Genomic DNA, 12302 nt, shown 5'->3' on the forward strand with positions numbered 1-12302 from the left:
AACACTAAAAATGACTAATAAACCGGTGGGATGTGACAACTCCGGGGTACATGGGCGGACTACGGAAACGATGGGCAGTTCTGGCTGGTCACTTTCGATCTCGCCCCTCCCCATTGAACGCTAAAAGCCGATATCTGCCTGATATCACACATTTTTCATCTGGTAGGAGCAGTTTTTTGAAGTGTGCCGAAAGTTGAATATGCCGCTCATCCTTTCTAATTGAGTAATCGGTAAAATTCGCTTCACAAAGTAAGTTGAATACGAATAACTCATAGGAAAAGGTTATGAACAAAAGCCAGGTTGCTTTAGCGATATCAACAGTACTGATTCTGTCCGGTTGTGGTGGCGGCGGTGATGGCACGAGCGCTGATCAAAAAGGCGCAGTCCCCGTAGATCAACCAACTCCGGAAGTCACAACGCCAACCACGGTTTCAAAAGTCAACCTGCAAGTCGCGGTGAGTGATACCGCCGCACTGCAGAACGCGACGGTATGGCTGGAGAAGAAGAACCAGCGAAACAACCAGCCGGATGCGGATGAACTGCGTGCCGTAACCGACCAGGATGGTCGCGTCACGTTTGACAGTGTACCGGTAACAGAGCTGGATAACTATGTCTTGATGGCCGAAGTGATTGCCGGAAAAACGTCTCATCAGGGGCGCAATGCCGTCCATGGCAACTACCTGATGTCCGCTCCACTAACCGCTTCTCTGGTGACAACAAAGGCCGGAAAATCGACTGCCAATACGACCTCTCATCCGATTAAGCTGAATCCCCTGACCACTCTGATCGAGTTACACCTGCTTGAGGCGCAACAAGAAGGCATAGCGTTAACCATTGATGCAGTGGCAGAAAAAGTGGCGTTAAGCCTTGGCTTGGCTGAAGGCAGTGGTGCTGCACTTCTCACCAGTTATGCAGAAGTTTCTGAAGCAAACGAGGAACTAACTCAGAAACTTCGCCAGGCCGCTTCATCGCTGGTTTACTCAAATGCGCTGGCGGGATCAGCCGATGATTTCGTTGCAAAGCTGTCACTCTTGATCAGTAACGCAGAAAAAATTACGGCTGCTCTGCAAAGTGCAGCCGGTGATGAAATTGTCCTGTTGGAGGCAACCGGTAACCTGCGGACGATCAGTACACTGGACAGTGACAACGACGGTGTGATGGATGAACTGGACGCATTCCCGAATGATGACACGGAATGGTTTGATACCGACGGCGATGGGATCGGAAATAATGCCGATGACGACGATGATAACGATGGCACATCAGATACCGTCGACCCTTATCCGATGAAACCAAAAGATGTTGTTGACACTGACGGTGATGGCATCAGTGACAAGAATGATTCTGATGATGACAATGACACGGTACCGGATGAGAAAGATGCCTTCCCACTGGACGCCACAGAATCAGCTGATGCGGATGGCGACGGCATTGGCGATAATCGGGATACCGATGATGATAACGATGGCGTCTCAGATCACGAAGATGCTTTCCCGCTTGATAGTTCGGAGCAACTGGATACAGATCAGGATGGTATCGGTAACCACGCCGATAAAGATGACGACAACGATGGCTATGAGGATGAGCAGGATAATGCGCCATTACAAGCGCTGAAGACGCCCAAGACGCTGAGTGCTTGTGTTGCCAGCCTGCCGGCACTGGATGGAGAGCATCTGAGTGTATCCGACCGGCCTAACAGCCGTCTTTACCAGGTATCGCGAAAAATGGCGACATCCGGAGATATTCAGAATTACACCCAGAGTGAAATTGATGTTGATGTCTGGACCGGGCTACCGACAGGCCAGCTGGCGGATCGGGACATTAAAGTCACCCAAATTGCAGGGTATACCCCGGGGGCTGAGTTCGATGATTATCATCCGACTTTCGAGCATGAATATACAGATGCGTACACCGGAGAGTATCTGGGTAACCGGGAAACTTTCCGTGACTGGTGGTCGGTCAATGTCGACAGTAGTCCGTATGTTGATCCGGAGTTGGGCAAAGTTACCCCAAGGTGGATTAAACGGCTGGACAAACATGCGCCTGACACCCCCATTCGTCATGAGAACCTGACAACCGAGTATTTAGGCAAAGAGATTATCGAAACAGCGATCGGGCTACGTGAAGTCTGCGTGGTTCAGCAATCAGCGGAAATGATGTTAATGAATAACCAGGATGATCTGGAAGACAATCATTACCCTGTGGCAAAAGTGGTCGAGCAACGGAAGCAGTTTCTGGACATTGATAACCTGGCGCAGCGTGTTGAAGTCAGTTATCTGGAATACGATCCCGTAGCGACAGACAGCATCTCCTGGGGATACACGGATTACACCAAAGCGCTGGTCGGCGCCATTGTCGATAATCACTTGTTTGGCCGCGACCCAGTCACGGAACGAGGTTCGCCAGCAGATCAGCCGGTCAGCCTGGAACAATGTCTGGCCGGATTGCCGGATAGCGGTTATACCGTAAGTCCGAATGAAGAAATAACCTATCTAGTCAATCGTTTTGATTTACAAGATTTAAGCTCGCGCCTCGGCCTCTTTACCATGATCCCACTGGCCGGTGAAAATGGCAGCTGGCGTGGGCATGAGGGCCTGAATCAATCGGTGATCCACGGGCACTTCGACCAAGGGACGTACAGTTTTAAAGAGGTGTATTACAATAACGCCGCTGGCGAGATGGTGGGTTTCGAAGCCACGGAAAATGCAGGGGATACCATTGCATGGGGCCAGTATGTAGAAGAGATAAAGCCATGGTCAGCGGTTGCTGGCGCGTACTTCCTGCCGGAAGTCTCTTACTCACGCGGATTGTTACTCGGCGATCATCCTGAACGCCATCGCTTCGAGCAAGTGACCAGCACGGTGTTCACCGGTCGGGTGCTAGAGTGGAACAAGGTGACGGAGTCGTACAGCATACCGGCTTGTGAAGTAAACCGCCGCCGGGAAGTCACCTTCTATCAGAAAGATGGCCAACCGGTACTGGATTATTACGGTGAACCTCTGATTGAGATTACAGACGAAAGAGACACTTATGATAACCATGGCTTGATCTATCGTAGCCGCCAACACAGTTATACCAGCTACCACGAGACCTGGGATCGAGGTTAAGGTCCGAAGTTAAGGATCAAAGTTATCGACTGAGATCTGTCCCAAATGACAAAGGCCGCAGCAGCGGTCTTTTCTTTGCCCCTGCTACCCCACTGTTGAAGTCTCGTATAAGGTAAACACGCCCAAATCAGTGACACCGTCACAGTTCAAATCTGAGGAAGAACAAGACCAGAGCCCTCAATCTTTAACGGCTGCGACTGAGCAGTCAACGCCTTTACTGATCAGCCATAAGGAGGTGTTGCAGATGTTTCACATCACCGGCATAGATGCCGACCCCTTCCATGCTCCGCCCCTGCGCCAAACCAATGTAGGTCGCGCTGGGGTGCTCAACCAGCAACTCATCAAGGGACAAAGGAAGCTGTAGATAGTCTGCCGCCGGGCTTTCAAAGCCGGTGATCCCGGCGCTGGCGTAAAAAGGGATAAAGTTCATAACCGCACAGATACTGTTTATTTATACAGTGCATTGTTACCTCAGAGGCGGGCTTGGTCAAGATCCATTGTTTTCTTGATGTGAGTCGCATAGCGAAGCGGTGAGATACTATTGTCATACCACTCAGTGAATAGCCACCGACTCAGTAGACACTAATTAACCTTTCTTCATACCGCTTTTCATACTCTACTGGTGACAACTGATTATTGGAACCGTGTCTGCGTTTGACGTTGTAGAACATCTCGACATATTCGAAGATATCCATCCGCGCTTCTTCCCGAGTGGAATAGATCTTTCGCTTTACTCTTTCTCTTTTCAGTAACTGGAAAAAACTTTCAGCTACCGCATTGTCATGGCAGTTGCCCCGACGGCTCATGCTTGATTCCAGACCGTGCTGCTTTAAGAATTTATCCCAGTCATGACTTGTATACTGGCTTCCTTGATCGGAATGCACGAGTACCTTCTCTGACGGTGAGCGTCGCCATATCGCCATCAGGAGCGCGTCCAACACCAGCTCTTTCGTTATTCTGCTTTTCATCGACCAACCAATCACTCTCCGAGAGAACAGGTCAACGACGACTGCGAGGTATAGCCAACCTTCGTGAGTTTTTATATACGTGATACCGGTCACCCAAGACTGATTTGGAGCAGTCGGGTTGAACTCCCTGGCCAACTTATTCGCAACAACGACATTCTCTGTGCCCACTTTGGACCTGGGTTTTCGATATCCTCTTTGCGACTGTAAGCCTTCTCGTTTCATCAAGCGGTGAACTTGGTTGATACCGCAACATTCACCTTCATCACGTAAATCGCTGTATATCTTTCGATAGCCATAAACGCCACCAGATTCCAGCCAGAACTGCTTGATGAGTCCGAGAAGGTATTTACGCCGTTTCTCCTGTCTGCTGTCGGGTTGCTTAAGCCAGGCATAATAACCACTTGGGTGGATGCTAAGGACTTTACACATACGTCGAACAGGCCAAACAGCTTGATTGGCTTTGATAAAGGCGTACCTCAGTCGGACTGGCTTGCGAAGTACACCGCGGCTTTTTTTAATATGTCCCTTTCTTCGGTGACTCTTTGCAGCTCCTTTTTGAGCCGACGAATTTCGGCACTTTCATCGGACTTGGCTTGATATTGGGAGGAATCTGGGCCGTAGCGTTTAATCCACGCATAAAGGCTATGCGTGGTAGTCCCTAAACGATTTGCCACATCGGCTACACTATGACCTTTTTCAGTAACCTGTTTGACGGCTTCAACTTTGAATTCTTCTGGGTATCGCTTGCTGCTCATAAGCACCTCTCTGCTAGTCATTTTGTCTAACTAAAAGGTGTCTATCAAGTCGGTGGCTATTCAATTGTTACACCCATCACGAGCACAACAATACCCCAAACACGACTCCCACTTCCCACCACAAATCAGTTATCCTTCAATCCAAGGAAAACCAAACTGACTCCCAAGGTTCACCATGGATACTATCAACTTATGGCTTGAGTTCATCAACGAGCTGCTCAAGCTGATCGGCTAGCACCATTGCTCACGGTTTGAACACTCGCACGCTGTCGCTAAAATCCAACCACACCCGTGCCCATTCTTTGTTATCATGATGTCAGATAACACTTTATCCCGTGTAAAGGTCACAATGAGTAATCACGATAACCAGCCAACTCTCTTTTGGCTGGACTACAAGATCTCTTGCGTAATTAACTGTTATTATTGATTATTTTTTTGATTGGTTGTTTTGTTGGACACCATCTGGACACGGCTCTGAATCAAACGAGCGAGGTCTCAATTCCTATCGCTCAAGTCAGTAAGGATCAATCGGCTATTGAGACCCAAGTCCTTACAAGCTTAGCCCCTAATTCTTGCTACAGCCGTGTTACCAGTTGGCATTAAGAGTGGTTCTGAATGAAGTAATTAGGAAAACCCGTAATAGCTGGCAAGAGCACCGCCAAGGAAGCTACCAGCTGTTCCCACACCAATGCTCCAGGCACCAGTTGCAGCCTTAGTGATCATTTTACCCATCCAAGCTGATACTCTGGCACCATATTCACCCTCTTTTACAGGTGTAGCGTCCATTTCAATTGCTTCTGCTAACTCACATACATCATCTTCAGTCAATCCGCCTTCAAGAAGATGTTTTTTTAGTGAATCCATGTCATTTTGGTGAACGGTCATTGTCAAGTGAGAAATGCTGTTTTCACTCACTTCATTCCCAACTATGCCTTGTACATTGCCATTAATATGGAAGTTGTTTGTTGTCACCTTCGCAATCTCCTTTTCACGTGGTGTAAACGATATGCCTTCACCTTTGACACCATTCATTTCCAACTCAATTGCCCAGTCCAATATGGAGCTTCTTACTGTGGATATGATTCGCATTATTGCAGATCGCCCTAAGAAGTGAGCATATTGTGTGTTATAGCCTACAAGCTGACCCACCATTCGGGCTTGTTCACCATTAAGGTAATAACAAATCTCTATACCTCCCTTCATCTCACTCATGGTGTCTTCAAGTTGAGAAATTGATTCAAAGCAATAAGCTCTTGAAAGGATCTTCTCATATTTATCATTAGGGATAACTACAGGGGTCCAACCCCGCCCATTAAATCCTCTCAAATGGGCAATAGGAGCTCGATAGTCTGGAAGTTCCCCCGCAGCGCATTCATAGCCTTTCAACTCAAAATTTGCCCAATTCGCAAACTCATCTAGTTCAAGCTTTCTTGCAACTGCATATGCTTTGGGTAACAAGGACGAAAGTGGCACCGAGTCATCCATTGCTTCTACTTGAATTGTTTCGACAATACTCTTACTCACCCTTTCTCCCCGACTTTTTCTGATGAACGCATCTATATGACAATAATGCCCTTGCATGCATATAAGTCAACTAAGATTCGTTCTTGCAAGAAAACTCGTTACGTCTTAGACTTACCTTGCATTGGCAAAATCCAATGCCGGGATTGGTCCCCCGTTTTACTCATTGCACAGGCGCATAGTCGCCAGCTTTCTGCTGGTTTTTTTATGCGTGCGATTCAGCGCACCCAAATTATGGTGGGCTGGTTGAGGCAGCTTCGGCTGGCCGTTCCCTGTGCGCGGTAGGACCAACCTCGATCAGTCCATCACCCAAAGATTGGTCCCTTTGCATGATGGAGTTATTGATTCGTCGCACAGGAGGCTAAAATGCCAAATCAAATCACAGTCCCTTTTCACGGCTCAAATCTCTTTATAGTTGAACACCAAAACCAACCATTTACTCCAATGAAACCCATCGTTGAAGGGATGGGACTCGATTGGCGCGGACAGCAGGCCAAGCTCGCAGCCAACCCCAGAAGGTGGGGTATGGAGAAAATCTCCATTCCTTCAATTGGTGGTAAACAAGCGACTGTTTGTATCCCCCTCCGCAAGCTTTTCGGCTGGCTTCAAACCCTCTCCCCCAACAAAGTTAAACAAGAAATCCGCAACCAAGTTATCCAGTACCAGAACGAGTGCGATGATGTACTTTGGGATTACTGGAACCAGCAATGCAATAAACCCGCAGCGCCAGTGATGCCACCTCAAACCATGCGCTTACTCATGGTGATGGATCAGGGCCGTGTCGTCAGCACGCAAGTTGTTCCAGATGACTGCATGGTACTTGGACGTTCCGAAATTCCAGAACTCATCAAAGAACCTGGCTTTTTTTCAGTTGAAGACCTTAAGCGCATTGCTGACATCGCCATGGCCAGAATAACTGAAGTTGCACAGAGCAACATTCAGGCGATCAAGCAGCGTTGAGCTGCTCACAGCGAGAAAAGCATCACAACAACGTTAACACATAGCGCGTAAGCAAAATTAAAGGCCCAGACGGGCCTTTAACTATCTGCTTGTTAGCGTGGTGAAAAGACTGAAAGATCTGCATATTAAATAGAATCACAAAAGCGTTACGCATAACGCAGTAATTTTAACCTATAAGAAGCAAAATTGAACCACCAATAAGCAATCACACGCATAAAGGTGAGGGATGAATAAATATCTAAGGTTAACATTATATATCTGCGCAACATTTTTTATTTCTTTTATAACTCTTGGTATTGCAACACAGACCATGAGCGCTATTCCAGGTAGTTTGACCTGGGTCGTAGTTACAGGACTTTGCGGCTGCGCTCTCTTCAAACGCTGGCGTAAGTTTCACCCTAAAACACCAAGCTCCCCTAAACAAGAATGGCAAGGTTGGGAACCAGTTACCCGTGAATCACCGACCCAAAAGCAAACTCCAACCAAGCAAAAGCGTTTTACGCCATGGTATGAGGAGGATCTACTTTGGCAAGGAAAACGCAAATTACAGATAACGTATCATAGTGAAAAAGACGAAGTCACAGAGCGAAGAATTGAAATGGTAGGATGTTGGCCAAATGAAAATGGTGAAATTTTCATTCGGGCAAAATGTGATCTAAGAGATGACTGGAGAACATTTAAAGCAGACAACATTCTCCATTTGAAAACAGCTAGAAACAAGTCTTTTGACAATTTCTCTGACTATATGAGTTCAGAGCTAGGCATCTAATCCGCCCCATGGTCACCAGATAGCCTCAACTGCAGCCCGCTATCACTGAGTGACCATTCCACCGTCTTCAGGCGCCACTTACCGTCTTCCAGATCCCCGAACCCATCCAGGGTTACATGGCCTTCGGCAACCAAGGCCATCAGCGAAGAACGGGCTGGCAGGGTGATGTCCAGGGTGTCACTGCCGGATTTGACCTGCTTGGCCCGGGCCAGGACGGCAGCCTTGGCTTCTTCATAGTTCGGATACTTAAACACAATCCGAAATTCCGGCTCACCGGTGCCGGTAGACACTTCTTTGGTATCGCCGCTCTCCAGATCATGATAGGTCGCCACCACCCGACGCACATCGTTGCGGCTGCTGAACCGGCACTGCCAGGTGGTTACCTGGTGCGGCTGCAGAGTGATACTCGTCAGTGCCTTGCCGGAGGCCGACTTCCCCTCGCCCTCTTTCAGAAACAGCCAGTAGCCATTCGCCGGCTTGCTGACCGCGCCGTAGCGTTTCGCCAGTCGGGTCAGCAGGTTCATGTCACTTTCGCTGACCTGATCGACATGGGTCAGCTTGATGCTGTCTAGTTCGCTACTGATCCGCGGTACCAGGCCATGCTCCGAGGCCACCGATTTGACCAGATCGCCCAGGGTCAAATCATCAAAGCTGCGGGTTTTCTGGGTTTGCAGGCTCCCGGGCTGCTTGCGGTTATCCATCGGCGCGGCGTTCGCCACAATCTGCACCACCCGCGGCGGGCCGCTAGAGGTGACTTCATCGACCACGAACTGGCCCTTGTCCGTCAGCTCGCCATTAAACCCCAGCCCCAGGCGTAACACCGCGCCCTTTTTCGGGGTGGCGACGGTGTCCGGCAGGATCACCGCAATCGCCAAGCGGTCGGATTCACTGCCGGCGTTGTCGGTCAGGGTCAGGCTGATCAGGTTTCGCTGGATTACGGCCGTGATGTCGTTGCCATCCGCCGACAGGGAAAAATCAGGGCGATGGTCTAGTCCCATAAGCTGGTCGCCTCCTTCGCCACCGGGGTTGCTAAATCCGGCAAGGTGATTACCAGCCCGCTGGGCAGCACCGGACCCACATCCGCCAGGCCCGGGTTGGCCTTGAGCACTTCGGTGACCGCGCTTTCCCGGCCATAGTGGCGCCAGCAAATCGCGTCAATCATATCCCCCTCACGGGTTCTGTAAGTCGTTGCCATAAAAAGCCAGCTCCAGGGTAAAAGTCTGATACCGCGCCAGGCCGCCCTGGACGAAATTGGTGTTGGTCTCATTGAGATCCGTCATCACCCAATAGCCCATGACATCCCCCAGGCCCGAGACCAGCAGCAGCGGCTTTTTCTCATGGCCCAGTTCTGCCAGTTTTTCGATTTGCCGGGTGCCGACCTCGCGGAACGCGGTGGCGATCTCGCCGTTGAGTGAAATCTTCTCCGCAGCCTGACCGGTATATTGCAGTAAATCAGACTGGCCAATCCGTGACTGCGCATTCCAGCGCCACTGCCACGTTCTGACCAGCTCGTTGTAAGCGGCGGATCCAATATGGAACTTGAACCCGCCCAGCGACAGCATGACCTGCGCCATTAACCGACCTCCGGTAAATCATGAAGGGCACTGGCCCGATGGCTGCCCAGCTTGTCGTGAACCGACTGGCCCACTTCAGCCGGCGACTGACCCGGCGCCGCATAGACGTGAATGTCACCGACCTTCTGGTGCACCGTGGTGCCCCGGCTGGCCGGATAGCTGCCGTAAATGGCGGATTTCGCCTGATTGGTCTTGTCCGTCGGCTGCTGATAGGCTGCTGCGTGGCTGGATGGGTAGTTGCCGTATTGCGGCGGCTTCTGCCGGCGCTGTTGCGCGGTCTGCGGCCGCTGATAATAGGGATTGGCAGGCTGGACCCGGGCTGGTTTGGGGGGATTCGGCTCATCGTCATCATCCCAGAATTTCAGCGCCTTGAACGTTGAGGAAAAGCCGTCCCAGACACTGGACAGCTTGGCGATCCCGGCATCGAAATCCCCCGTGATGAGATCCCACATCCCGGAGAAGAATTTGATCACCGGCTGCCAGTGGTTGACGATCATGCCAATCGGAGACCAGTCAAAGAGGGTTTGGATAACCTTGAAGGTGGTCGGAAACTCCGTCTTGAACCAGGTCAGTTTGTTGCTGAACCAATTGGTGACACTGTCCCAATTGCGATAGAGCTGGATCCCGGCATACGTCAGTCCTGCCACGGCCGCCACCGCCAGCCCGATCGGGTTGGCAGCCAGCACCGTGTTAAACGCCGCCGCGCCGAGCTTCATCGCGCCGAGCGTTTTCATCACCTTATAGCCAGTGACAACCAGCCCCCCGAGCCCAACGACCAGCTTCCCGGCCAGTAGCGAAGCCACGGCCAGCCCGACCGTCTCCCAACCGCCGAAGAACTGCACCACCCGATTCACCGTGGCACCGACATTCCACAGCGCCACGGTAAAGTCCTTGGCGCCGTACACCAGAGATTTCAGGGTGCTAACTACGGCATCTTTGTTTTGGATCACATAGCGGCTGACATTGATGCTCAGGCGCTCGATATCGCCCGCCATTTCCCCGCCGACGATCCCGGCGATTTCCTGCCAGGCTGAGGTAACGACGCTACTCAGGTTATTAAACGCCTGGCCATAAGCCACCGCCCCGGACGCGCCCTGATCGGTCAGCAGGTTGAATTGCCGCTGTTTGCCCAGCAACTCATCCAGGCTTTTGCCGGAGTTTCGGATGTAGGTGATCACCTTGTTGCCTTCACCGCCGAACAAAATGTCCGCCAGGGAGGCCGCCTGCTGCTTGTCGGTGACCCCTTCCAGCCGCTTCATGATGAACTCGAACTGATCCGCCGCGGCCATCCCGTCCATCATCGCCGCTTCTATCCCCAGGGCGCCGAACACCTCAGAGACCGATGACTGCTCACCCAGCGCCTTGAACTCACCGAACTTGTTGCTCAGCTCTTCAACCAGATCGCCGACATGCTCGCCGTCCAGGCCTGCCTGCCGGGCCACCCCGCTCCAGGCCTTGAACCGCTCAATGCTCATGTCATAGGCCTTGGCCATGCCCACCACCGTGGCGGTGTTGTCGTTGGTGACCGTCATCAAACCGGTCATCGCGGTGGTGGTCGCCCAGATGCTGCCGACGGCGACCGTGCCCGCTGCCGTGACGCCCCGCAAACGATCTTTGATGGCAGAGGCTTTGCTGAACCCATCGGCTTCATTGGCGGCTTGACGAATATTGACGGAAAGCCTGTCGTAGCTGCGTTCCAGATCATTGATATCTTCAATGTTGTCTCTGATCTGTTTGGCTTTTTTGGCGAACTGTGCCTGGGCTTTCTGGTTCTTCTTAATCTCGCCGGTGAGTTTGTCGCGCACCGCAACCTGATCATGGATCGACGCTTCAAGCCGGGCATACTTGGCATTAATTTCAGACAGGGACTGGCTTTCATCACTGGCCTGAGATTCCCGCTCAGCTGCCAGTTGCTTCAACTGCCGACGCTGCTTGGCAATCTCCCGGTTGACCCCGCGCCGGCTTTCTTCCAGCTCGGCCAGCGCCTGAATCGAGTCCTGCTGGTTCTTCTCAACCAACGACAGGTCATTGGCCGCTTTTTTACTGCGGTCGATCGCTTTCGTTAATTGAGACTGCTCGCGCTCCAGCGTTTTGACGGTTTGGGTGGCTCTTCCCATCGACGCATTAAAAACTGAGCCCAGTTTGTTAAAGCTACTGTCTACCGCCCCGCCCAGGGTGACGACGGTTTTCAGGTTCTGCATCGCCATTAGGTGTCATCCTTCTTCGGGCACAGCTTCAGAAAGTCCAGAAAGACGGTTTCCGGCAGTTCCAGCATTTCAGAGGGCGGCCAGCTGGTATGGCTGGCCAGCACCATCATGCCGTACTGGATGTCTCGCTCGCTGAGTTCTGGGATCCCTTCTTCATAAACCCCAAGTACACATCCTGCAGCTTCTTATAATCCATTTCGTCCAGCTCATGGATCACCGTCACATCGACACCGGTCAGCGATGAAAATATGTACAGCTCTTTGTCAAAATCATCCCCTTCCTGTTTGTTGGCGATCAAGCGGTCGCGAACTTTCAGGCGTCGCATCGTCAATGTCTGATACTCTTTGCCTTCGACCCGCACCGGATAGTCCAGGGTGATGGTTTCAGCCGGGTTCGGATAAGTTGCAGTGTTAGCTTGTGTCGCTGCTTGTGTTTTCATGG

At 51.3% G+C, this 12302-nt stretch carries 10 protein-coding genes and 1 pseudogene; 3 read left to right on the top strand and 8 right to left on the bottom strand.

What is annotated here, in order from left to right:
• Positions 1–284 precede the first annotated feature (284 nt).
• On the top strand, positions 285–3107 hold the full coding sequence (locus NNL38_RS08225; RefSeq protein ID WP_255387580.1) for a thrombospondin type 3 repeat-containing protein: 2823 nt from the start codon (positions 285–287) through the stop codon (positions 3105–3107).
• A 250-nt stretch (positions 3108–3357) separates the two neighbouring features.
• On the opposite strand, the pseudogene NNL38_RS08230 reads toward NNL38_RS08225, so the two are convergent.
• The 3 genes and pseudogenes from NNL38_RS08230 to NNL38_RS08240 form a co-directional block, all read right to left on the bottom strand.
• A pseudogene (locus NNL38_RS08230) lies at positions 3358–3537 on the bottom strand (S24/S26 family peptidase); the annotation flags it as partial.
• Between the two features lie 142 nt (positions 3538–3679).
• Positions 3680–4830 (bottom strand): IS3 family transposase gene (locus NNL38_RS08235; protein ID WP_255387581.1). Its coding sequence is split into 2 segments (ribosomal slippage): positions 3680–4593 and positions 4593–4830, totalling 1152 coding nucleotides; the frame shifts between segments, so codons are not numbered across the junction.
• 624 nt (positions 4831–5454) lie between these two features.
• Positions 5455–6354: an AbiTii domain-containing protein gene (locus tag NNL38_RS08240; RefSeq protein WP_255387582.1), complete on the bottom strand. Its 900-nt coding sequence runs from the start codon at positions 6352–6354 to the stop codon at positions 5455–5457.
• A 363-nt stretch (positions 6355–6717) separates the two neighbouring features.
• Here NNL38_RS08240 and NNL38_RS08245 point away from each other — a divergent pair, with 363 nt between their 5' ends.
• Entirely contained in the window at positions 6718–7311 is a 594-nt protein-coding gene (locus NNL38_RS08245; RefSeq protein ID WP_255387583.1) for a phage antirepressor N-terminal domain-containing protein, read from the top strand.
• Positions 7312–7537: 226 nt separating this feature from the next.
• Positions 7538–8080 carry a WYL domain-containing protein gene (locus NNL38_RS08250; protein WP_255387584.1) on the top strand — a complete coding sequence of 181 codons (543 nt, stop codon included), beginning with the start codon at positions 7538–7540 and terminating at the stop codon, positions 8078–8080.
• Here the strand turns inward: NNL38_RS08250 and NNL38_RS08255 are convergent.
• The 5 genes from NNL38_RS08255 to NNL38_RS08275 form a co-directional block, all read right to left on the bottom strand.
• On the bottom strand, positions 8077–9078 hold the full coding sequence (locus NNL38_RS08255) for a contractile injection system protein, VgrG/Pvc8 family (protein ID WP_255387585.1): 1002 nt from the start codon (positions 9076–9078) through the stop codon (positions 8077–8079). The two genes, NNL38_RS08250 and NNL38_RS08255, sit on opposite strands and share 4 nt — an antisense overlap.
• Positions 9069–9275: a tail protein X gene (locus NNL38_RS08260; RefSeq protein ID WP_255387586.1), complete on the bottom strand. Its 207-nt coding sequence runs from the start codon at positions 9273–9275 to the stop codon at positions 9069–9071. The genes NNL38_RS08255 and NNL38_RS08260 overlap by 10 nt, the downstream gene beginning before the upstream one ends.
• Entirely contained in the window at positions 9250–9654 is a 405-nt protein-coding gene (locus NNL38_RS08265; RefSeq protein ID WP_255387587.1) for a phage tail protein, read from the bottom strand. Before NNL38_RS08265 ends, NNL38_RS08260 begins: the two co-directional genes overlap by 26 nt.
• Positions 9654–11861 carry a phage tail tape measure protein gene (locus NNL38_RS08270; protein WP_255387588.1) on the bottom strand — a complete coding sequence of 736 codons (2208 nt, stop codon included), beginning with the start codon at positions 11859–11861 and terminating at the stop codon, positions 9654–9656. The genes NNL38_RS08265 and NNL38_RS08270 overlap by 1 nt, the downstream gene beginning before the upstream one ends.
• 106 nt (positions 11862–11967) lie before the next feature.
• A complete protein-coding gene (locus NNL38_RS08275) occupies positions 11968–12300 on the bottom strand; it encodes a phage tail assembly protein (RefSeq protein WP_255387589.1) in 333 nt (110 codons plus the stop codon).
• Between the last annotated feature and the right edge of the window lie 2 nt (positions 12301–12302).

Origin of the sequence: Photobacterium atrarenae (assembly GCF_024380015.1) — a bacterium.
In the GTDB taxonomy this organism is placed as follows: domain Bacteria; phylum Pseudomonadota; class Gammaproteobacteria; order Enterobacterales; family Vibrionaceae; genus Photobacterium; species Photobacterium atrarenae.

Coding starts and splice junctions, on each gene's coding strand:
- NNL38_RS08225 (WP_255387580.1), top strand. CDS start 285: ATGAACAAAAGCCAGGTTGCTTTAGCGATATCAACAGTACTGATTCTG.
- NNL38_RS08245 (WP_255387583.1), top strand. CDS start 6,718: ATGCCAAATCAAATCACAGTCCCTTTTCACGGCTCAAATCTCTTTATA.
- NNL38_RS08250 (WP_255387584.1), top strand. CDS start 7,538: ATGAATAAATATCTAAGGTTAACATTATATATCTGCGCAACATTTTTT.
- NNL38_RS08255 (WP_255387585.1), bottom strand. CDS start 9,078: ATGGGACTAGACCATCGCCCTGATTTTTCCCTGTCGGCGGATGGCAAC.
- NNL38_RS08260 (WP_255387586.1), bottom strand. CDS start 9,275: ATGGCAACGACTTACAGAACCCGTGAGGGGGATATGATTGACGCGATT.
- NNL38_RS08265 (WP_255387587.1), bottom strand. CDS start 9,654: ATGGCGCAGGTCATGCTGTCGCTGGGCGGGTTCAAGTTCCATATTGGA.
- NNL38_RS08270 (WP_255387588.1), bottom strand. CDS start 11,861: ATGGCGATGCAGAACCTGAAAACCGTCGTCACCCTGGGCGGGGCGGTA.
- NNL38_RS08275 (WP_255387589.1), bottom strand. CDS start 12,300: ATGAAAACACAAGCAGCGACACAAGCTAACACTGCAACTTATCCGAAC.